Here is a 19,203-nt window from a genome sequence, read left to right on the forward strand (position 1 = left end):
GGAGCCGTTCCGTGTCCCATACCCCGCACGACATCTTCCAGCGCAGCAGCGCGCCCGTCACGATCGACGAGACCCTGTGCATCGCCGACAAGGGCTGCACCGTCTGCGTCGACGTGTGCCCGCTCGACCTGCTCGCGATCGACGTGACCAAGGGCAAGGCCTACATGCAGTTCGACGAATGCTGGTACTGCATGCCCTGCGAGCGCGATTGCCCGACCGGCGCGGTCGAGGTCGAGATCCCTTACCTGCTGCGCTGACCGGGCGCCCGGCCGATCGTCGTCGTGCCGCCCGCGCGGGCCATGCATCGACGACGTGACGGCCGGGCCGGCGTTCACCAGGTTCGCGCCGCCATACCGCGCCGCCCATGCAGCGCGTTCCGTGAGCCGCAGCCCTTTCATCGAACCGACCTTTTGCCCATGACCGCTTTCTCTTCCACCTTCTCGCTGCCCGGCACGCACGATCCGGATCTTGACGCACTCGTCGCCCGCCTTGCCGCGCCCGATTCATCCGTGCGCCGTATCGCGTTGTTCGAACTCGCCGATCTCGAGAATCCCGATCTCGTGCCTGCGTTCGTCGCGGCGCTGCGCGACGACCCGTCGGCCGACGTGCGCAGCGAGGCGGCCCGCGTGCTCGGCGCATGGGAACAGCCCGACGTCGTCGATGCGCTGTGCCGCGCGCTGCTCGATCCGGACGACGGCGTGCGCGCCACTGCCGCGCAGAGCCTGTCCGAACTGAAGGACGCGGCATCGGGCGCCGTGCTGTGCAACTGGGCCGACCGGCCCGAGCCGTTCGTGCGCAGCGCCGTGCTGCGCGGGCTGCGCGAGTTGCGCGCCCCCGATGCGTTCGCGCCTGCGCTGCATGCACTCGACGCCGACACCGCGGCCGTGCGCACTGAGGCGGTCGCCGTGCTCGGCTGGCTCAAGGATCAGCGCGCACTGCCACAGCTCGCATGTATCGCGACGACCGACGCCGATGCGGATGTACGCCGCGTTGCGGTCGGTGCGATCGGGTTCGCGGCCCCCGGCGACACGACCGTCGTCGCCGCATTACTCGCGGCACTGCGCGACACGGTATGGCAGGTGCGCGAGGAGGCCGCCACGACGCTCGGCAAGTTGCGCGTCACGGCCGCTCGCGAACCGCTCGTCGCCACGCTTGACGACGACTACTGGCAGGTGCGCTTGCGTGCCGCGCGTGCGCTCGGGCAACTGCGCGATGCAGTCGCGGCGCCGGCCGTCGTCGCGCTGCTGTCGCACGCGATCGGCAACCTGCGCAAGGAAGCCGCGCTTGCGCTCGGTGAATTGCGCGACCGCGCGACGTTGCCCGCGCTCACGCACGCGCTGGACGATCACGATCCGGAAGTACGCAAGGCGGTGCGAATCGCGATCCGGCAAATCGACGAGGCGTCGCGATGATCTCGCCGATCGAAATCGCGCTCGATCACCCGGCACGCACGTTGACACTCCGCTGGCCGGACGGCCGCACGCAACGTATCGGCTATGCGCGGTTGCGCGGTGAGTGCCCCTGTGCGGAATGCCGAAGGATCCGGCTCGACGGCGGTCGTGTCGATGCGCAGCACGACCTGACGCTGGACAGCCTCGAAGCGGCCGGCTACGGCATCCGCGCCCTGTTCGGCGACGGCCATGCGCGCGGCATCTATCCGTGGCCGTATCTGGCGGATATGACGGCGCGGCCGTGACGTGGCTCCCGCGGGTGCGCCGACGACATGGCAGTCGTGCGGAAACGCTGCGATACTGACGCCCACGATTGTCTCCACCCACGGTGGGAGCCAGAACATGCAAACCGAAACCGGATTCATCGGCCTCGGCGTAATGGGCACGCCGATGGCGCTCAATCTCGCGCGGGCCGGCACGCCGCTCGTCGTATGGAGCCGGTCGCACGGCAGCGACGATGCGCTGCGCGACGCCGGCGCGCGCGTGGCCGAGCACGCCGACGTGCTGAAGAATGCGCGCCTCGTCGCCGAATCCGCGCGCGGCATCGGCATCGCGTCGCCGCTGCTCGACATCTGCCACGCGCTTTACGGCGAGACCGAGCAGGCCGGACATGGCGCGGACGACATGGTCGCCGTGATCCGCGCGATCGAGCAGCGCACGCACGACGCGCAATGAATCGTCACCGGCCGCCCCCCCTCGAACACGCCCGCGCGTAGATCCATCATGTCCGATTCGCCCCGCTCCCCGACCGGCGTCATCGCCTCCGTACGCCCTGTTCCCGCCGTGATCGGCATCGTCCTGCGGGAGCGCGATGTGCTGCTGGTACGCCGCGCCAATCCGCCCGATGCGGGCCGCTGGGGCTTTCCTGGAGGCAAGATCGAAGCGGGGGAATCGATTGCGAACGCGATCGTGCGCGAGATCGCCGAAGAGACGACCGTCGACGTCGAGGCACTCGACGCCTTTACCGCGCTGGATGCGTTCGATTACGATGCCGGCGGCGACGTGCGTCAGCACTTCGTCATGGTCGCGGTGCTGTGCAAATGGTTGCGCGGCACGCCTGCTGCCGGCGACGATGCGCTCGACGCGCGCTGGTTCGATCTCGCCGAGCTCGACCGCGATGATCTGCCGATGAGCGCGGGCGTTCGCGACGTCGCGCGACGAGCGATCGAGCGCGCGGCGGCCCTTGGCGACGCACGGCATCCGGCCATTACCTGAAACAACGCCGTCTTTCCCGCTTCCCTTGCGATCGGCCCGATCGGGGCCGTGACGGGGTCGGTTACCCGCCGACCTTCAAATGACAAATCAAAACAGGTCAACCCATGATCAGAATTCGCCAGTCCACCGAGGCCGACGGCGCACGCGTGCTGGATATCTGGCGCAACGCGGTCGACGCCACGCATCACTTCCTGAGCGACGACGACCGTCGTGCGATCGAATCCGAAGTCGTCGCGTTCCTGCCCGGTGCGCCGCTCGATCTCGCCGTAGACGAGGACGACCGCGCGATCGGCTTCATGCTGCTCGACGGCAGTCACATGGAAGCCCTGTTCGTCGATCCCGCGCACCATGGCGCAGGTGTCGGGCGGCTGCTCGTGGAAGATGCGCTCAGGCGTCATCCCGACCTGTCGACCGACGTCAACGAGCAGAACGAATCGGCAGCGGGATTCTATGAACGGCTCGGCTTCGAGCGCTGCGGGCGATCGGCGCTCGATGGACAAGGGCGAGCCTATCCGCTGATTCACCTGCGCTATCGCGCGGCACCGCCCGCTTCGCCGCAGCACGCATGACCGTGGCCGGCGCGGGATATCGCGCCGCCCTCCACGTCATACGCACCGGGCACGCGAACGCGCCTGACTGATACCGGGTTCGCTCCATGCATGCAGCACGCGGTGCCGGTACGCTGCCACGTCGCGCGTCATGCACGACGCATCGGCAACACGCGTTCGACCATTGAAAAAGCGCGCTGCATGAAACCGTTGAACCGGTCGGCATCGCGCCGCAGCCCCGCCTGTTGTCCGCCGATCAGGCACAAGTGCACGGCCTGCCCGACGATCTCGGCCTCACCCGGCGTGCGCACCAGCCGGCGCGACGTCTCGATCGCAAACGCGAGCCGCGCCGCGTCGACGCGCTGCTGGAATTCCGCGACCAGCGGATCGTGCAATGCCCATGCGCGAATCGCGATTTCACGCCCCGGCCGTTTCTCGGCGGCAATGCGAAGGTAACGCGCCAGCGTGTCGCCGGCACCGTGGCTATCCGCCGCATACGCAAGCATCCGCGCGGTGTAGTCGTCCTCCCATGCGGTCAGCAGCGTCCTGACGAAATCCTCGCGATGGCGGAAGTGGTGATAGAACGATCCGCGGGTCACGTTCAGCCGTCGCGCAAGGCTTTCGGCCGAAATGCCCGCATACCCTTCCCCGTCGAGGGCGTCGAAGCCCGCGGCAATCCAGTCGTTTCGCGTCAGTGTGCTCATCGTCATCGCCATACAGGCTGTGTATGGTGCGGCATGGACAGATAGGCTGCGAACTCTATCACGGCCGCCGCCGCTTCCAGCAGCGTGCCACTACGCATGGAGTCCGCCTTGAAAGACATCGCGCTCGTCGCATTCGACCGGTTCACCGACATCGACCTGTTCCTGATGTGGGACATTCTCGGCCGCAACAGCAAGGAATGGCGCGTCCGGATATTGGGTGCGCAGCCGGTGCTGCATTCCGCCCATGGCCTGGCCATCCCGACGCACGGCCCGCTCGCCGACGCCAATCGCGCCGACGCGGTCCTGTTTTCGAGCGGCAAGGAAGGTGTACCGGCCGCGCTCGCCCATCCTGATTTCCTGCCGTCGTTCGATCTCGATCCCGAACGCCAGCTTGTCGGGTCGATCTGCGCCGGCGCCTTCATTCTCGAACGGCTCGGGCTGCTGCCCCAGCGCCGTGCCACGACGCACCCCGAAGCGCGGAAGGGTTTGCAGGCACTCGGGCTGCAAGTGATGGACCAGCCGCTGGTGTGTCATGGCAACGTCGCGACCGCGGGCGGATGCCTTGCGTCGCTCTATCTGACGGGGTGGCTGGTGGAATCGCTGTTCGATGCGGACAAGCGGCGCGAGACGCTGCTGCCCGTGCTGCCTGCCGGGCAACGGGAGATTTACGAAGATCTGATCGAGTTCAGCATCAGGCAGGGTGCGGGACAAGCCACGGGCCCGATCCGGATCGCCGACGGCGAAAACGGGCTTGCGGCATGACGCGTAGATCGATGGGCTGTCGATAGCCGGCAGCCAGAACGCTGTTGCAGCGTCGTGCGTCCTGCCGAGCCAACGGAAGATCGGGACGCATTCGCGGTCGATCCGGGCCATCGATCGAGTCGGCTTTCGCCGCACGGATGGTCGTTTCCCGGGCTGAATGCGTCTGTCGCGGGCCTGAAAATGCTAACCTCTCGGCCTCTCTGAACGACACCGCGTGAAGCAACAGGATTCGACCATGCAAACCGTTGCGGTACTGGACTTCGAAACAACCGGACTTTCGCCGAACATGGGCGACCGTGCGACCGAAATCGCCGTCATCCTCCTCCGGGACGGACAAGTCGTCGACCGTTTCCAGAGCCTGATGAATGCAGGCAGACGCATACCGTCGGATGTCGTCGCGCTGACCGGCATTACGAACGAGATGATCGCATCGGCTCCCCCGGCGTCGAAAGTCATGAAGGAAGCGGCAGCGTTCGTCGGCAAGCATGCGGTCGTGGCCCACAACGCCGGTTTCGACAAACGGTTCTGGCAGGCGGAACTCGGGCTTCTCGGAATGTCGGCCGAGCATGCCTTTGCCTGCACGATGCTCGTGGCGCGACGCATTTACCCGGACGCACTGAGCCATCGCCTGTCGAGCCTCGCAGACATGCTGCGGTTGCCGAAATCGGGACGTGCGCACCGGGCGATGGTCGATGCCGAGATGGCCAGCCATCTGTGGTGCCGGCTGCAGCAGGACATTGCCCGGACTTACGGGCTGGATCGTATCGATCACGCGCTCATGGCGCGCGTACAGGCAACTGCGAAGGCGAAAGTGCCGACGTACCTGCGTTCGCTCGTGGGCTCGCACGCGTGAGAATCGGCCGACGGCCGCAAGCGATCGCCGACAGGCGCACAACGGCAAAAAGGCCATGCAGTAGCATGGCCGTGAGCGATTATTGTCGCAGGTACTGAAAAGTCTTTATCAGGTGTCTTAGGCGAAAACGGCATTCAGCGTTGCAATGATTGCGGTCTGGCTGCCCCCTGCCAGCGGAACCGTCACCGTAGACCCACTAAAGCCAACCACGCTTTGTCCGGCTGGAGCAGGCTGTACAAAGCGATTCTGGGTGGCTGAGCCGGCCATACTGCCGAACGGGCCATAAGTGGCGCCGCTTTTCCCGGTCAATGTGAGTTGCAAAACACATTGCCAGCCATACCACACGCCCGTGTAGCCGGAAATGGACACGATCGGATCATCAAGCGGAATATTGATGATTTTCGCGTCCCCACTGTTTCCGCCGTGTTGCAACAGGGTAAATATTCCGGTTCCTGTCTCCTGGGTGCCGGTGTTATATGGCCCCGTCCCGGTATTGACGGCCTGAATCGCATTGAGCACGTCGCCTGACCGGATCGTCATTCTGGTAAGGTTGGGATTGCCTGCTGCGTTGATAATCGGCGTGTCGTCGAAGGTATTGCCTTGGGGCGGATTGCCGATTTGATCAAGAATCATGAACTGCGCTTGCTCAAACTGGAAATTTCCAGAATTGAAGCGCCACATGAAAATATCTTGATAATTATATCGGACACCTCCGGAAGAAAAGCCTTCCGAAACCATGCTCCATACCTGTTGCGCGCTAGCATTCGGGGCTGCATTTCCTGGCTCAAACTGAGCCCCATAGCCAATCCTGGACGGTGATATTCCGGCATCGAGAAACGCCGATAGCGGCGTGCCGTCATAGAATTGAGGAGAGACGAAATCGAATTGGCTATTGACGGTAGAATAATCAATCGTGTCGGTGGGCCACGCGGGCGTGAATGATAGATAGTATTTCACGGGCTGTCGATCAAATTCAATGCGAATTGCAGAAAACAAGATCTGGAACTGTGATCGCGTCATATTATCGGACACGTCACCTTCCCAATCGACATCCAAGCCGTTCATTCCATTATCTTTAAGATACGCCACCAGATTCTTCGCAAAGTTTCCTGCCTGTGTTTGCGGGTCGCCACCTTCTGAAAAAATCGCTGCCAAAGTATTCGCGCCGGAATACACCATTGTGGCCAGAAATTTAATTCCTGGATTGACCTGACGCGCATCGCGGAGTACAAAATTCAAATAATCCTGATTAGTCAGACCGCCCGGATGAGATGCGTTGCCCATTTGGATCGTAGAGCCCTGCGCGGCGGGGATGACTTCGAAAAAAGCAATACCAAGAAAACTTGCACTGTCGTAAACCTTGCAATTGATGAGCGACTGATAGCAACTTGTGGGGCTGTTGTAGCTGGTTTGTGGCGGTTCGTCTTCGTTCAAGAAAATCCACGCATTGATGCCGTTTTGTAGGTTTGCCATTTTTCTATCCTGTCACGTAGCGTTCTTGGGCGGTGGCGCGCGACGCTGCAACTACAGTTGAAGGCCACCCAATACCACGGCCAATTGACCGCGGTGCATCAGCAATGCAGTTACGCCCAGAGACGACACGGCCACGCAATGAACCAAGGCGTTCCACGTTGCTGAAAATCATTATAGGAAATGGTGAAAGACAAAACCTTCCGAATTGCGTGCAGGGAAAAACATTGGTTACATGAATAAAACAATCGACGGTACAATTTCTATCGCGCACAACAATGCACTTTCAGATCCGCCATTCTGACTCCATTACGCCAGCTGACGACACATTCACCAAAGGTCTTCGACGCGGCTCGGCGCGGCGCGGCTTCCGCCGTTGTTTTTCCATAGCGGGTGACTTGCCTTCACGGACGGCGCGACGGGCGTCCAGCAGTTTTTCCCGCGCCAACGCCCGCGAGATACCCCGCGGCCATAGCGGCCGAGTGTCAACGTTTCTCACCGCCCAGTAATGCGGTATCCGTCGACGGTGCGCACCCCAATCGCGTCATCAGCAAAATCTCGATGCCGTCGCCTGTAACACGCAAAGGATTTCCTTGACCGTGCTTTGTGTTGCCAATCATTGGCAGGCACTGGTCGAATTTTCGACAGCGACAGGAATGAAAAAGCCCGCGGAATCGCGGGCTTGGGTCAATCTAGTGCCGGTACTTGCCTAATGTCGCCAGACAATGCACAGCAATGGGACTCACTCCCACTCGATCGTCGCCGGCGGCTTCCCCGAGATGTCATACACCACCCGGTTGATCCCGCGCACCTCGTTGATGATCCGGTTCGACGCGCGGCCGAGCAGCGCGTACGGCAGGTGCGCCCAGTGTGCGGTCATGAAGTCGGTGGTCTGCACGGCGCGCAGCGACGTCACGTAGTCGTACGTGCGGCCATCGCCCATCACGCCGACCGACTTCACCGGCAGAAACACCGCGAACGCCTGGCTCGTCAGGTCGTACCAGCTCTTCCCGACATCGGCTTCGCCGCACAGGCCCGCAGCCGCATCCTGTGCGGTCGCGGTCGTGTTGCGCAGTTCCTCGATGAAGATCGCGTCCGCGCGGCGCAGCAGGTCCGCGTATTCGCGCTTCACTTCGCCGAGAATCCGCACGCCGAGGCCCGGGCCCGGGAACGGATGGCGGTACACCATCTCCGGCGGCAGGCCGAGCGCGACACCCAGCTCGCGCACTTCGTCCTTGAACAGGTCGCGCAGCGGCTCGAGCAGCTTCAGGCCGAGCGTTTCCGGCAGGCCACCGACGTTGTGGTGGCTCTTGATCGTCGTCGCCTTCTTCGTCTTCGTGCCGCCCGATTCGACCACGTCCGGATAGATCGTGCCCTGCGCGAGCCACTTCGCCTTCGACAGCTTCTTCGCCTCGGCCTGGAACACCTCGACGAACTCGCGGCCGATGATCTTGCGCTTCGCTTCCGGATCGGTCACGCCGGCCAGGTGGCCGAGGAACTGATCGGCCGCGTCGACGTGCACGACCTTCGCATGCAGGCGGCCCTCGAACATGTCGAGCACCATCTTGCCTTCGTTCAGGCGCAGCAGGCCGTGGTCGACGAACACGCAGGTGAGCTGGTCGCCGATCGCGCGATGGATCAGCGCGGCCGCGACGCTCGAATCGACGCCGCCCGACAGGCCGAGAATCACTTCCTCGTCACCGACCTGCTCGCGAATCTTCGCGACGGCTTCCTCGATGTGGTTGCGCATGATCCAGTCGGGTTTCGCGCCGGCGATCTGCAGCACGAAGCGCTCGATGATCTGGCGGCCCTTCACCGTGTGCGTGACTTCCGGGTGGAACTGCACCGCGTAGTAGCCGCGCGCCTCGTCGGCCATGCCGGCGATCGGGCAGCTCGGCGTCGACGCCATCAGCGCGAAGCCCGGCGGCAGCTCGGCGACCTTGTCGCCGTGGCTCATCCAGACCTTCAGCATCCCGTGGCCTTCGGCCGTCGTGAAATCCTCGATGCCGTCGAGCAGGCGCGTGTGGCCGTGCGCACGCATTTCCGCATAGCCGAATTCGCGATGGTCGCTCCACTCGACCTTGCCGCCGAGCTGCACGGCCATCGTCTGCATGCCGTAGCAGATGCCGAGCACCGGCACGCCGAGATCCCACACGGCCTGCGGCGCGCGCAGCTGATGGTCTTCGTACGTGCTCGCGTGGCTGCCCGACAGGATCACCGCCTTCGGCGCGAACTCGCGGACGAAGTCGTCGGACACATCGTTCGGATGGATTTCGCAGTAGACGTGCGCTTCACGCACGCGCCGTGCAATCAGTTGGGTGACTTGCGAACCGAAGTCGAGAATCAGGATTTTGTCGTGCATGGCTGCGGACGGGATGAAGAGAATAAGAAAAGCAGCGCATCAAGCGCTGCGTCAATAGCATGGACAGCGGCGTCGGGCGGCAGGCGGCACGCGCGACGCATGGCCGGTCAATCCTGCATCGGCGGGCGCTCGTCGAGTGCGACGCCGCCTGACGATGATTGGCTGGATGCGGCCGATGACGGCGCCGCTGGCGCCGCGGGACGGCTGACGACGGGTTCGACACGCTGCGGTGCGGGCGACGACGCGGGCGCCATCGCCGGCTCGGCCGGACGCTGCGCCGGTGCGCGCGCCTCGAGCGCCTGCGCTTTCTCGCGCCGGCGCACGGCCGATGCGAGCCGCACGCCGCCGAGGCCGAGCACGATCAGCACGCCCCCGGCCACGACCGACAGCACCCTGCCGGCGGCCGCGAGCGCGGGACCGCTGCCGGTGCCGAGCGACCAGACGATCGTCAGCGCGCCGGTCAGCCAGTACACATGGCCGACCGACCGCGCGACGGGCGCCGTCAGATCGCCGTTGAACGCCGCATGAAACGCGAGCCACGCGAGCCCGAGCAACGCGATGCCGAACGCCTGGCCGAGCATCGCCGGCTGGACGTTCGCAAGCTGCAGCGCGTTGAACAGCGACTGCCAGGGCGTCAGCACGAACAGCACGCCGAACGCCAGCAGCAGCACGGCATCGATGATCAGCACGGCTCGCAGCAGCGGTTTCATCGGCGATCAGTCCACGTGGTAGTTCGGCGCTTCCTTCGTGATCTGCACGTCGTGCACGTGCGACTCGCGCATGCCCGCAGCGGTGATCTGGACGAATTCCGCCTTGTCGTGCAGCTCGTCGATCGTCCGGCAGCCGCAGTAGCCCATGCTCGCGCGCACGCCGCCGACCAGCTGGAACAGGATCGCGTTGACCGAACCCTTGTACGCGACACGGCCTTCGATGCCTTCCGGCACGAGCTTGTCGATGTTCGCCGAGTTGTCCTGGAAGTAGCGGTCTGCCGCGCCGTCCTTCATCGCACCGACCGAACCCATGCCGCGGTACGACTTGTACTGGCGGCCTTGATACAGGAACACGTCGCCCGGCGCCTCTTCGGTGCCCGCGAACATGCTGCCCATCATCACCGCGTTCGCGCCGGCCGCGAGGGCCTTCGACACGTCGCCCGAGAAGCGCACGCCGCCGTCGGCGATGCACGGCACGCCCGTGCCCTTCAGCGCGTCCGCGACGTTCGCGATCGCGCTGATCTGCGGCACGCCGACGCCCGCGACGATCCGCGTCGTGCAGATCGAGCCGGGGCCGATACCGACCTTGACCGCGTCCGCGCCGTATTCGACGAGCGCCTTCGCGGCGGCGGCCGTCGCGATGTTGCCGCCGATCACTTCGACGTGCGGGAAGTTCTGCTTGACCCAGCGGACGCGCTCGAGCACGCCCTTGCTGTGACCGTGCGCGGTATCGACGACGATCACGTCGACGCCGGCCTGCACCAGCAGTTCGACACGCTCTTCGTTGTCCGGACCGACGCCGACCGCCGCGCCGGCGCGCAGCTTGCCGTGTTCGTCCTTGCACGCGTCCGGGTGCTCGGTCTGCTTCGTGATGTCCTTGACGGTCATCAGGCCGCGCAGTTCGAACGCGTCGTTGACGACCAGCACGCGCTCGAGGCGGTGGCTGTGCATCAGCGCCTTCGCTTCGGCGAGCGGCGTGCCTTCCTTGACCGTGACGAGGCGCTCACGCGGCGTCATGATCGACTTGACCGGCTCGTCGAGGCGCGTTTCGAAACGCAGGTCACGGTTCGTGACGATGCCGACGAGCTGCGGGCCTTCGACGACCGGGAAACCCGAGATGCCATGCTGGCGCGACAGCGCGATCACATCGCGCACCTTCATTTGCGGCGGCACCGTGATCGGATCGCGGACGACGCCCGATTCGAAACGCTTGACCTTCGCGACCTCGCGGGCCTGTTCGGCCGGCGTGAGGTTCTTGTGGACGATACCGACACCACCCTGCTGCGCCATCGCGATCGCGAGGCGACCTTCGGTGACCGTGTCCATCGCGGCGGACACGAGCGGCATGTTCAGGGAGATGTTGCGGGTCAGCTTGGTCTTGAGGCTGGTGTCGCGCGGGAGAACGTCGGAGAAGGCGGGAACGAGGAGCACGTCATCGAAAGTGAGTGCTTTTTGGATCAGACGCATGGCAAATCCTATGGGCGCAAAAGCGAATTATACGCGAAGCGCTGCGAATTTTCACAACACGAACAACGGCTTAGCCGTTTTCATGCGTTCGGGGGCCGAATCGTTCGGATCGCCGTTCGGTTCGTTTTCGATCGCCTTTCGTTTCACCGCCGCATCGAGCCATTCGCGCAACGAGCCGGGCCGCGGCAACTGTGCCTGCCGCAACCGGGCCACACGGCGGTGACGGCCGCGGTCACCCGCGGCCCGGCAACACGGCGGATCGGCCCGCCACGCAACACGCCTCCCCGGTCTTACACCAGCCCGGCCGCACGCGCGATCATCGCGATGCCGCCCCCGATCGCGATGCCGCCGACAAGCCGCGCAACACGCTCGCCGGCCGGCGCCAGACGCTCGGCGGCGATCGCGACCGTCACGGCGGCCATCACGCGCAGATCCATCATGCCGGCCGCCAGCGCGACCGCCATCAGGTTCCCGCAACAGGCGCCGCAACGCATCGCGGCTTGCACGCCGTATCGCCATGCCGCGCCGGCATCCGCCCGAGACGGGTGCGGGTCCGCCGCCGCATGCCGGCAGCACGCCAGCCGGCGCGCCTTCCACGCCGAGAACTGCAACACGCCCGCACCCGACACGACCGCGCCGGCCGCGAACGGCATCGCGCGGGCGAGCGCCGGCAGCCGGGCCGCAGCGGCCGTCAGCGCGCTGCCGAGCGGAAACGCCATTGCGCCGAGCGCCATCCATACCGCGAAATACCCGGCGCCCGCGACGACGACCAGCCAGGTCGCGCGCGCCGCGGCCAACGGGCCGACGCGTTGCCGGTATCGCCAGAGCGTCGGCGCCAGCACGGGCAGCATCATCGTCACCGTCATCGTGCCCCACATGCCGGCGAATGCCGCGAACGCGCGGCCGGCGCCCCATCCGCATGGCTGCAGCCACGCCGACGAGAGCGTCCAGCCGCCGGGCATCGGCTCGCCGCCCATCGCGTCCATTGCCGCGCGCTGCGCCAGTGTGGCCATCGCAGCGGCGGCGAACACGGCGACGACCGCCGCGCCGAATGCCTGCCGATCGCGGCCCGTATCGCCGCTTGCCGACCGTGTCATCGCACGCTCCCGCCCGTCGCCGGCCCGCGCTCAACCGCGCGCGTACTCGTCGTGGCGGCGCCACCACGGGCCCGCCTCGTTGCGCCCGCGCGGTGCGCGATCGAGCCACTGGTACATCCCCCACAGCCCGTCGAGCCCGCGCGCATAGGTCGAATACGTGTGATAGACGGCACCGTCCTCGCGCACGAACGCGCTCATCCCCGGCCGGTCGCGCGCATACGTGGCCGCGTCGGTGCCGCACGTCGCCGCGAACTGCACGACGGGCGGCGGCGGCGGGTCCATGTCCATCGCGTGGCCGGATCGCACGTAGTTGTATTCGACGTCGCCCGTTCGCTGCTGCGTTTCGGTGAACGACACATTGAAGTCGAAATTGAAATCGCTGCCGACCGACGACGCCCACGGGAAGCTCCACCCCATTCGCTGCCGGTACGCGAGCAGCTTCGCCAGCGGCGCGCGCGACACGGCCGCCAGCGTCACGTCGTGGTGCGCCAGATGCACGGCAAAACCGTCGAAGCCGTCCGCAAGCGCCGAGCACGACGGGCAACCGGCCTTGTAGTCGGGGCCGAACATGAAGTGATAGACGAGCAGTTGCGAACGGCCGCGAAACAGGTCGTCGAGCGTCGCCTGTCCGTCTTCGGTGTCGAACCGGTAGGTCTTGTCGACGCGCACCCAGGGCAGTGCCTGGCGCCGCCGCGCGAGTTCGTCGCTTTGCCGCGTCAGCGCCTTTTCGGCGTCGAGCAGCGCCCTGCGCTCGGCCAGCCATTCGTCGCGCGTTCCGGTGAGATGGGTCGTCATTGCGGGTTCCTCCTTCCGATGGGTATCCGGGCACGGCGTACGGCGCCGTGTTCGTGGTGCTAGATTAGTGCTCGGCATCGGGCCGGAGGGAGTGACAAGTGTGTCGGGATTCGGATGGATTCGCTGATCACCGCGGCCGCGCGCGCGCTCGCGGCCGGTGACGCGCTCGGCGCGCTGAACCGCGTCGCGCTGCGCGACGACGCGCCGGCGCTCGCGCTGCGCGGGATCGCGATGGCGCAGCTCGGCGATTTCGAACGCGCGCGCGCACTCGTGCGCGGCGCTGCGCGCGCGTTCGGCGCGAAGGAAGCCGTCGCGCGTGCGCGCTGCGTCGTCGCGGAAGCCGAGATCGCGCTCGCGTCGCGCGACCTCCGCTGGCCGACGCGCGCGCTCGATGCCGCGTGCGCGACGCTCGACGCGCACGGCGACCGCGCGAACGCCGCACATGCGCGCTATCTCGGCGTGCGCCGGCTGCTGCTGATCGGTCACATCGACGATGCCGAACGGACGCTCGCGACGCTCGATCCCGCGCCGTTGCCGGCCGCGTCGCGCGCCGCCCATGAACTGATCGCGGCCGGCATCGCGATGCGCCGCATCCGCGCGCACTCGGCCCGTGCGGCGCTTGCCCGTGCGCACACAGCCGCCCGCGACGCCGGCATCGCCGCGCTGACGGCCGAGGTCGACACCGCGGTGCGCGTGCTCGATGCGCCGGCCGCGCGACTCATGACGCGCGGCACATCGCGGCTCGTACAACTCGACGAAGTCGAGACGCTGTTCGCGTCGAATGCGCTCGTCGTCGATGCGTGCCGCCACACGGTGCGCGACGCGCGCACGACCGTGTCGCTCGCGCGCCGCCCCGTGCTGTTCGTGCTCGCCCGTGCGCTCGGCGAGGCATGGCCGGCCGACGTGTCGAGAAACGCGCTCGTGGCCGCCGCGTTCCGCGCGAAACATGCGGACGAATCGCATCGCGCGCGCCTGCGCGTCGAGATCGGCCGGCTGCGCGCGGTGCTGCGACCGCTCGCGAACGTCACCGCAACGGCGCGCGGCTTCGCGCTCGAACCGCTCGGCGTACGCGAGACCGTCGTACTCGCGCGCCCGGTCGACGATCGCCACGCAGCCGTGCTCGCGCTCCTCGCCGACGGCGAAGCGTGGTCGAGCTCCGCGCTGGCGCTCGCGCTCGGCGCGAGCCAGCGCACCGTGCAGCGCGCGCTCGACGCGCTTGCCGAAGCGGACAAGGTGCAGGCGCTCGGTCGCGGCCGCGCGCGGCGCTGGATGACGCCGCCGCTGCCCGGATTCGCGACGACCTTGTTACTCCCTGCGCCGCTGCCGGGAGATTAGGATGGCCTCACCGAACCACGAGGAGACGAACATGAAACGCTCCCATGCAGAGATCATTCGCGAGTACGGCCCGTTTCCGGGCGTCGACGGCGTGCACGGCGTCACGTTCGACGGGCAGCACGTGTGGTACGCGTCCGGCGACAAGCTGAATGCGCTCGATCCGGAGCGCGGCACGACCGTCCGCTCGCTCGACGTTGCCGCGCATGCGGGCACCGCGTTCGACGGCCGCCACCTGTTCCAGATCGTCGAGGACCGCATCGAGAAGATCGATCCGGAATCGGGCCGCGTGCTCGCGACGATTCCCGCCCCCGGCGGCGGCGCCGACTCGGGGCTCGCGTGGGCCGAAGGCACGCTGTGGGTCGGCCAGTACCGCGAACGAAAGATTCATCAGATCGATCCGGAATCGGGCGCCGTGCTGCGCACGATCGAATCGAACCGCTTCGTCACCGGCGTGACGTGGGTCGACGGCGAGCTGTGGCACGGCACCTGGGAAGCCGACCAGAGCGACCTGCGGCACATCGATCCGCGTACGGGTCAGGTGCTCGAGCTAGTCGACATGCCGCCCGGCGTCGGCGTGTCGGGGCTCGAATCCGACGGCCACGACCGTTTCTACTGCGGCGGCGGCAACAGCGGCAAGCTGCGCACCGTGCGGCGCCCGGCGCGAGTGCGGGCGTCGGGCGACGGCGCCGGTGCGACGCCCGATCCGGCCGACGGCTGATTCGCAACGTACCGCGGCCGCGAACTCTCGAACCCTCGATAATCAGGAACGGATCGCGGCCGCTCCGTCGCGCGGCACGTCAAAGCCCAGCTATGCCCCGAGTGCAGGAATGAACAAGACGCCGCCGAACCGGCGTCGCTAAGATGCGCGCTCGTTCATGTATTCGGAGCAGTCGATGCGGCGCGGTGTGGTCTATGGTGTCCTGGCAGGCGCCCTGTGGGGCATGGTGTTTCTCGTTCCGCGGCTGCTGTCCGACTTCTCGCCGCTGCTGCTGAGCGCCGGCCGCTACGCGATGTACGGCCTCGTGTCGCTCGCGGCCGCACTGCCGGCCGCCCGCTCGCTGCTCGCGCGGCTGACCCGCGAAGATCTCGTCGCGCTCGTGAAGCTCGCGGTCGTCGGCAACGTCGCGTACTACATGCTGCTGACCGGCGCCGTGCACCTGATCGGCATCGCGCCCAGCTCGCTGATCGTCGGCGTATTGCCCGTCACCGTCACGCTCGCGGGTCTCGGCGACCACGGCGCCGTACCGCTGCGGCGGCTCGCTGTCCCGCTCGCATTGGTGATCGCGGGCATCGTCTGCATCAACGTCGACCTGTTCACGTCCGAGGCCGCGCACGCGACGACGCTCGGCCAGAAGCTCGCGGGCATCGCCTGCGCGGCCGGCGCGCTCGCGAGCTGGACCTGGTACGCGGTCGCGAACGCGCGCTACCTGCAGCGCCATCATCGTTTCGGCGGCAACGAATGGTCGGTGCTGTGGGGCGTCGTGACCGGCCTGATCGGCGGGCTCTGCTGGATCGCGATCCTCGCGTTGCCGGCCGGTACGGTGCAGGCGGCCGTCCCGGCGTCGCGCTGGCAACTGTTCTGGCTGCTGAACCTCGTGCTCGCGATCGGCGCGTCGTGGCTCGGCAACGGGCTGTGGAATGCCGCGTCGAAGCGGTTGCCGCTCACGCTGTCGGGCCAGTTGATCGTGTTCGAAACCGTGTTCGCGATGCTTTACGCGTTCGTCTACGACCAGCGGATGCCGCACGCACTCGAGATCGCAGCGCTCGTGCTGCTGCTCGCAGGCGTGTACGGCTCGGTGCGACAGCACGGCGACACGCCCGCCGGCGGCGATACGCCAAGCAGCGCACCGGTCGATGCGAACCTCGCGGCCCACTGAGCGCCGCGGCGTCTGGTCAGACGAATGGAGATGGAACGAGCGGAACCGCGCGCGTCAGCGCGCGTCCTTGTGCATCCACTTGCGGCCCTCGATGGAGCCGGCGCGGCGAGTCTTGTCGACGCGCCGCTGGCGCGCCAGTTTCGGATCGACGATCAGCGGGCGGTAGATCTCGACGCGGTCGTGGTCGGCGAGCGGCGCGTCGAGCGGTGCGAGCTTGCCATGCACGCCCGTCTTCGCCTGAGCGAGGTCGATCTCCGGGTGCAGCGCGAGCACGCCGCTCGCGTCGATCGCCGAGCGAACGGTCGCGCCTTCCGGCAGCGACACCGGAATCAGCGTCTGGCGGTCCGGCAGCGCATAACAGACTTCGATCGACAGCATCGCGTCACCCCTTCCCGTAGCGCTGGTCCGCGCGCTTCACGAACGAATCGACGAACGTGTTCGCGATGTGGCTGAACACGGGCCCGATGATCTTCTCGAGCAGGATGCTCGAAAACTCGTAGTGCAGCGCGAATTCGATCTTGCACGCATCGGCGCGCAGTGCGGTGAACCGCCACGAGCCCGTGAACTTCTTGAACGGGCCGTCCGTGAACTCCATGTCGATCCGCGTCGGACGCTGCTGCGTGTTGCGCGTCGCAAAATGCTGCTTGATGCCCTTGAAGTTGATATCGATGCGCGCTTCCATCCCGCTGTCGTCCTGACGGCGAATCTCGACGCCGCCGCACCAGGGCAGGAAATTGGGGTAATCGGCCACGTCGGTGACGAGGTCGAACATCTGTTCCGCCGAATGACGGATCAATACGGTTTTCTGGACATCTGCCATAAATCGCGCGGCATCGCTGAAGGTGGGAAAGCAAGCCGGGCGATTCTCGCCCCGCTTTGCTAAAATCGTGATTTTAAACGAGTTGGCCCAATCCATTCATGAGCATCATCGACAACAGGAAAGCGCACTTCGATTATCACATCGAGGAACGCTACGAGGCGGGGCTCGTGCTGGAGGGCTGGGAAGTCAAGGCGCTGCGCGCCGGGCGAGGCCAGATCAAGGAAGGCTACGTCGTGGTGAAGAACGCCGAGATCTTCCTGATCGGCACCCATATCAGCCCGCTGCCCGAAGCCTCGACGCACATCAAGCCGGACCCGGTTCGCACGCGCAAGCTGCTGCTGCACCGTGAGGAAATCAAGAAACTGATCGGCAAGGTCGAGCAGCGCGGCTACACGCTCGTGCCGCTGAACTTCCACTACAAGGGCGGCCGCGTGAAGTGCGACATCGCGCTTGCGAAGGGCAAGAAGCTGCACGACAAGCGCGAAACCGAGAAGAAGCGCGACTGGGAGCGCGAGAAGGCGCGGATCATGCGCGCCGGTACCTGACGCGCGCGATGCACATCGCAAACGACACGGCCCGCTCGAAGCGGGCCGTGTTGCTTTTGGCTATGTGAGTCGCGCCGGCCGATCGTCCGGACACGGCCGGTGGCATTCGGCACGCACCGCCGTTGGTTTCGGCTGACGCTACGCGCCGATCGCACACCGCACAAGCCTCATCCAGCCGGGCGCGGCTGCGCGGCGATTCGCCGCACGCCGACCGCAAACGACGGCCGCCAGCGGATCGCGTCCGTCCGGCTCAGCCCTTCCCGCCTGCTGCGGGCGACGCGTTTTTGACGATCGACATCGCCGATGCGACCGCACTGCCGAGATCCGACAGGTTCGACGGCACGATCAGCGTATTGCCCTGCTTCGCGAGATTCGAGAACGCGCCGACATACTGCTCGGCGACCTTCAGGTTCACCGCGTCCATCCCGCCCTGCGACTGGATCGCACTCGCGATCTTCTGGATCGCCTGCGCGTTCGCCTCGGCCACCGCCAGGATCGCGGCGGCCTCGCCCTGCGCCTGGTTGATCGCGGCCTGCCGCTCGCCTTCGGACTTCTGGATCGCCGCTTCGCGCGCACCCGACGCGAGGTTGATCTGTTCCTGCTTGCGGCCCTCGGATGCGGCGATCAGCGCGCGCTTTTCGCGCTCCGCGGTGATCTGCGCCTGCATCGCGTGCAGGATTTCCTTCGGCGGCGTCAGGTCCTTGATCTCGTAGCGCAGCACCTTCACGCCCCAGTTCGCAGCGGCGTCGTCAAGCGCCGACACGATGCTGTGGTTGATGAAGTCGCGCTCCTCGAAAGTCTTGTCGAGCTCCAGCTTGCCGATCACCGAGCGCAGCATCGTCTGCGACAGCTGCGTGATCGCGAACACGAAGTTGCTCGACCCGTACGACGCCTTCATCGGGTCCATCACCTGGAAATACAGCACGCCGTCGACCTGAAGCTGCGTGTTGTCGCGCGTGATGCAGATCTGGCTCGGCACGTCGAGCGGAATTTCCTTCAGCACGTGGCGGTACGCGATGCGATCGACGAACGGCAGCACGATATTGAGACCGGGCGACAGCGTCGCGTGATAGCGACCGAAGCGCTCGAGCACCCACGCATGCTGCTGCGGCACGATCTTCACCGTCTTCGACACGATCACGATCGCGATGACGAGCAGGACAACCCAGATGATCAGCGAATCCATGAAGTA

General features: G+C 66.1%; 23 protein-coding genes. 13 read left to right on the forward strand and 10 right to left on the reverse strand.

Annotation, left to right across the window (positions count from 1 at the left end; genetic code table 11):
• Window positions 1–11 precede the first annotated feature (11 nt).
• The 6 genes from LXM88_RS15540 to LXM88_RS15565 all read left to right on the forward strand — a co-directional run bounded on the left by LXM88_RS15540 (window position 12) and on the right by LXM88_RS15565 (window position 3,235).
• Entirely contained in the window at window positions 12–257 is a 246-nt protein-coding gene (locus LXM88_RS15540) for a 4Fe-4S dicluster domain-containing protein (protein ID WP_262533460.1), read from the forward strand.
• Window positions 258–416: 159 nt separating this feature from the next.
• Window positions 417–1,412, forward strand: coding sequence for a HEAT repeat domain-containing protein (locus LXM88_RS15545; protein WP_262533463.1), 996 nt, complete (start codon window positions 417–419; stop codon window positions 1,410–1,412).
• On the forward strand, window positions 1,409–1,696 hold the full coding sequence (locus LXM88_RS15550; RefSeq protein WP_262533466.1) for a DUF971 domain-containing protein: 288 nt from the start codon (window positions 1,409–1,411) through the stop codon (window positions 1,694–1,696). Before LXM88_RS15545 ends, LXM88_RS15550 begins: the two co-directional genes overlap by 4 nt.
• A 97-nt stretch (window positions 1,697–1,793) precedes the next feature.
• Window positions 1,794–2,126, forward strand: a complete 333-nt coding sequence (locus LXM88_RS15555; protein WP_262533467.1) for an NAD(P)-binding domain-containing protein — start codon at window positions 1,794–1,796, stop codon at window positions 2,124–2,126.
• A gap of 48 nt (window positions 2,127–2,174) precedes the next feature.
• On the forward strand, window positions 2,175–2,666 hold the full coding sequence (locus tag LXM88_RS15560; RefSeq protein WP_262533469.1) for an NUDIX hydrolase: 492 nt from the start codon (window positions 2,175–2,177) through the stop codon (window positions 2,664–2,666).
• A 104-nt stretch (window positions 2,667–2,770) separates the two neighbouring features.
• A complete protein-coding gene (locus LXM88_RS15565; RefSeq protein ID WP_262533470.1) occupies window positions 2,771–3,235 on the forward strand; it encodes an acetyltransferase in 465 nt (154 codons plus the stop codon).
• A 128-nt stretch (window positions 3,236–3,363) separates the two neighbouring features.
• On the opposite strand, the gene LXM88_RS15570 is transcribed toward LXM88_RS15565, so the two are convergent.
• On the reverse strand, window positions 3,364–3,918 hold the full coding sequence (locus tag LXM88_RS15570; protein ID WP_262533473.1) for a TetR/AcrR family transcriptional regulator: 555 nt from the start codon (window positions 3,916–3,918) through the stop codon (window positions 3,364–3,366).
• 96 nt (window positions 3,919–4,014) lie between these two features.
• On the opposite strand from LXM88_RS15570, the gene LXM88_RS15575 reads away from it, so the two are divergent.
• Window positions 4,015–4,680 carry a DJ-1/PfpI family protein gene (locus LXM88_RS15575; RefSeq protein WP_262533476.1) on the forward strand — a complete coding sequence of 222 codons (666 nt, stop codon included), beginning with the start codon at window positions 4,015–4,017 and terminating at the stop codon, window positions 4,678–4,680.
• 235 nt (window positions 4,681–4,915) lie between these two features.
• On the forward strand, window positions 4,916–5,533 hold the full coding sequence (locus LXM88_RS15580; protein WP_262542859.1) for a 3'-5' exonuclease: 618 nt from the start codon (window positions 4,916–4,918) through the stop codon (window positions 5,531–5,533).
• A gap of 117 nt (window positions 5,534–5,650) precedes the next feature.
• On the opposite strand, the gene LXM88_RS15585 is transcribed toward LXM88_RS15580, so the two are convergent.
• The 4 genes from LXM88_RS15585 to guaB all read right to left on the reverse strand — a co-directional run bounded on the left by LXM88_RS15585 (window position 5,651) and on the right by guaB (window position 11,542).
• Window positions 5,651–7,006 carry a glycosyl hydrolase family 18 protein gene (locus LXM88_RS15585; protein WP_262533479.1) on the reverse strand — a complete coding sequence of 452 codons (1,356 nt, stop codon included), beginning with the start codon at window positions 7,004–7,006 and terminating at the stop codon, window positions 5,651–5,653.
• Between the two features lie 739 nt (window positions 7,007–7,745).
• Window positions 7,746–9,365, reverse strand: a complete 1,620-nt coding sequence (guaA, locus tag LXM88_RS15595) for a glutamine-hydrolyzing GMP synthase (RefSeq protein ID WP_047900985.1) — start codon at window positions 9,363–9,365, stop codon at window positions 7,746–7,748.
• Between the two features lie 107 nt (window positions 9,366–9,472).
• A complete protein-coding gene (locus tag LXM88_RS15600; RefSeq protein ID WP_262533483.1) occupies window positions 9,473–10,075 on the reverse strand; it encodes an alkaline shock response membrane anchor protein AmaP in 603 nt (200 codons plus the stop codon).
• Window positions 10,076–10,081: 6 nt separating this feature from the next.
• On the reverse strand, window positions 10,082–11,542 hold the full coding sequence (gene guaB, locus LXM88_RS15605) for an IMP dehydrogenase (RefSeq protein WP_034188825.1): 1,461 nt from the start codon (window positions 11,540–11,542) through the stop codon (window positions 10,082–10,084).
• Here guaB and LXM88_RS15610 point away from each other — a divergent pair.
• Window positions 11,541–11,765: a hypothetical protein gene (locus LXM88_RS15610; protein ID WP_262533486.1), complete on the forward strand. Its 225-nt coding sequence runs from the start codon at window positions 11,541–11,543 to the stop codon at window positions 11,763–11,765. The genes guaB and LXM88_RS15610 overlap by 2 nt on opposite strands.
• Window positions 11,766–11,832: 67 nt before the next feature.
• Here the strand turns inward: LXM88_RS15610 and LXM88_RS15615 are convergent, their stop codons facing one another.
• Together LXM88_RS15615 and LXM88_RS15620 are read right to left on the reverse strand one after the other, a co-directional pair.
• A complete protein-coding gene (locus tag LXM88_RS15615; RefSeq protein ID WP_262533489.1) occupies window positions 11,833–12,639 on the reverse strand; it encodes a DUF2182 domain-containing protein in 807 nt (268 codons plus the stop codon).
• 30 nt (window positions 12,640–12,669) lie between these two features.
• Window positions 12,670–13,434 (reverse strand): DUF899 domain-containing protein, encoded by a 765-nt coding sequence (locus LXM88_RS15620; protein WP_262533491.1) that lies wholly within the window; start codon window positions 13,432–13,434, stop codon window positions 12,670–12,672.
• Between the two features lie 114 nt (window positions 13,435–13,548).
• Here LXM88_RS15620 and LXM88_RS15625 point away from each other — a divergent pair, with 114 nt between their 5' ends.
• The 3 genes from LXM88_RS15625 (at window position 13,549) to LXM88_RS15635 (ending at window position 16,646) form a co-directional block, all read left to right on the forward strand.
• A complete protein-coding gene (locus tag LXM88_RS15625) occupies window positions 13,549–14,769 on the forward strand; it encodes a helix-turn-helix domain-containing protein (RefSeq protein WP_262533494.1) in 1,221 nt (406 codons plus the stop codon).
• 31 nt (window positions 14,770–14,800) lie between these two features.
• Window positions 14,801–15,487 carry a Vgb family protein gene (locus LXM88_RS15630; RefSeq protein ID WP_262533497.1) on the forward strand — a complete coding sequence of 229 codons (687 nt, stop codon included), beginning with the start codon at window positions 14,801–14,803 and terminating at the stop codon, window positions 15,485–15,487.
• A gap of 175 nt (window positions 15,488–15,662) precedes the next feature.
• Window positions 15,663–16,646, forward strand: a complete 984-nt coding sequence (locus LXM88_RS15635; RefSeq protein ID WP_262533499.1) for a DMT family transporter — start codon at window positions 15,663–15,665, stop codon at window positions 16,644–16,646.
• Between the two features lie 54 nt (window positions 16,647–16,700).
• Here the strand turns inward: LXM88_RS15635 and LXM88_RS15640 are convergent, their stop codons facing one another.
• Both LXM88_RS15640 and LXM88_RS15645 read right to left on the reverse strand, forming a co-directional pair.
• Entirely contained in the window at window positions 16,701–17,024 is a 324-nt protein-coding gene (locus tag LXM88_RS15640; RefSeq protein ID WP_262533501.1) for an RnfH family protein, read from the reverse strand.
• Window positions 17,025–17,028: 4 nt separating this feature from the next.
• On the reverse strand, window positions 17,029–17,466 hold the full coding sequence (locus LXM88_RS15645) for a type II toxin-antitoxin system RatA family toxin (protein WP_034181130.1): 438 nt from the start codon (window positions 17,464–17,466) through the stop codon (window positions 17,029–17,031).
• Between the two features lie 98 nt (window positions 17,467–17,564).
• Between LXM88_RS15645 and smpB the strand changes: the two genes are divergently transcribed.
• The gene (gene smpB / locus LXM88_RS15650; RefSeq protein ID WP_006478511.1) at window positions 17,565–18,011 is read left to right on the forward strand and encodes an SsrA-binding protein SmpB; all 447 of its coding nucleotides are present in this window, start codon (window positions 17,565–17,567) and stop codon (window positions 18,009–18,011) included.
• 250 nt (window positions 18,012–18,261) lie between these two features.
• Here smpB and LXM88_RS15655 read toward each other — a convergent pair whose 3' ends face one another.
• Complete coding sequence (locus tag LXM88_RS15655) at window positions 18,262–19,197, reverse strand: SPFH domain-containing protein (protein ID WP_262533533.1); 936 nt, start codon at window positions 19,195–19,197, stop codon at window positions 18,262–18,264.
• Window positions 19,198–19,203 lie beyond the last annotated feature (6 nt).

This window comes from Burkholderia sp. S-53 (genome assembly GCF_025560745.1).
GTDB classification, from domain to species: domain Bacteria; phylum Pseudomonadota; class Gammaproteobacteria; order Burkholderiales; family Burkholderiaceae; genus Burkholderia; species Burkholderia pyrrocinia.

Excerpts from the sequence above, each read along its gene's own strand:
- LXM88_RS15545 (WP_262533463.1), top strand. The coding sequence starts at position 417 with ATGACCGCTTTCTCTTCCACCTTCTCGCTGCCCGGCACGCACGATCCG.
- LXM88_RS15550 (WP_262533466.1), top strand. The coding sequence starts at position 1,409 with ATGATCTCGCCGATCGAAATCGCGCTCGATCACCCGGCACGCACGTTG.
- LXM88_RS15555 (WP_262533467.1), top strand. The coding sequence starts at position 1,794 with ATGCAAACCGAAACCGGATTCATCGGCCTCGGCGTAATGGGCACGCCG.
- LXM88_RS15560 (WP_262533469.1), top strand. The coding sequence starts at position 2,175 with ATGTCCGATTCGCCCCGCTCCCCGACCGGCGTCATCGCCTCCGTACGC.
- LXM88_RS15565 (WP_262533470.1), top strand. The coding sequence starts at position 2,771 with ATGATCAGAATTCGCCAGTCCACCGAGGCCGACGGCGCACGCGTGCTG.
- LXM88_RS15570 (WP_262533473.1), bottom strand. The coding sequence starts at position 3,918 with ATGAGCACACTGACGCGAAACGACTGGATTGCCGCGGGCTTCGACGCC.
- LXM88_RS15575 (WP_262533476.1), top strand. The coding sequence starts at position 4,015 with ATGGAGTCCGCCTTGAAAGACATCGCGCTCGTCGCATTCGACCGGTTC.
- LXM88_RS15580 (WP_262542859.1), top strand. The coding sequence starts at position 4,916 with ATGCAAACCGTTGCGGTACTGGACTTCGAAACAACCGGACTTTCGCCG.
- LXM88_RS15585 (WP_262533479.1), bottom strand. The coding sequence starts at position 7,006 with ATGGCAAACCTACAAAACGGCATCAATGCGTGGATTTTCTTGAACGAA.
- guaA (WP_047900985.1), bottom strand. The coding sequence starts at position 9,365 with ATGCACGACAAAATCCTGATTCTCGACTTCGGTTCGCAAGTCACCCAA.
- LXM88_RS15600 (WP_262533483.1), bottom strand. The coding sequence starts at position 10,075 with ATGAAACCGCTGCTGCGAGCCGTGCTGATCATCGATGCCGTGCTGCTG.
- LXM88_RS15610 (WP_262533486.1), top strand. The coding sequence starts at position 11,541 with ATGGCAAATCCTATGGGCGCAAAAGCGAATTATACGCGAAGCGCTGCG.
- guaB (WP_034188825.1), bottom strand. The coding sequence starts at position 11,542 with ATGCGTCTGATCCAAAAAGCACTCACTTTCGATGACGTGCTCCTCGTT.
- LXM88_RS15615 (WP_262533489.1), bottom strand. The coding sequence starts at position 12,639 with ATGACACGGTCGGCAAGCGGCGATACGGGCCGCGATCGGCAGGCATTC.
- LXM88_RS15620 (WP_262533491.1), bottom strand. The coding sequence starts at position 13,434 with ATGACGACCCATCTCACCGGAACGCGCGACGAATGGCTGGCCGAGCGC.
- LXM88_RS15625 (WP_262533494.1), top strand. The coding sequence starts at position 13,549 with ATGGATTCGCTGATCACCGCGGCCGCGCGCGCGCTCGCGGCCGGTGAC.
- LXM88_RS15630 (WP_262533497.1), top strand. The coding sequence starts at position 14,801 with ATGAAACGCTCCCATGCAGAGATCATTCGCGAGTACGGCCCGTTTCCG.
- LXM88_RS15635 (WP_262533499.1), top strand. The coding sequence starts at position 15,663 with ATGCGGCGCGGTGTGGTCTATGGTGTCCTGGCAGGCGCCCTGTGGGGC.
- LXM88_RS15640 (WP_262533501.1), bottom strand. The coding sequence starts at position 17,024 with ATGCTGTCGATCGAAGTCTGTTATGCGCTGCCGGACCGCCAGACGCTG.
- LXM88_RS15645 (WP_034181130.1), bottom strand. The coding sequence starts at position 17,466 with ATGGCAGATGTCCAGAAAACCGTATTGATCCGTCATTCGGCGGAACAG.
- smpB (WP_006478511.1), top strand. The coding sequence starts at position 17,565 with ATGAGCATCATCGACAACAGGAAAGCGCACTTCGATTATCACATCGAG.
- LXM88_RS15655 (WP_262533533.1), bottom strand. The coding sequence starts at position 19,197 with ATGGATTCGCTGATCATCTGGGTTGTCCTGCTCGTCATCGCGATCGTG.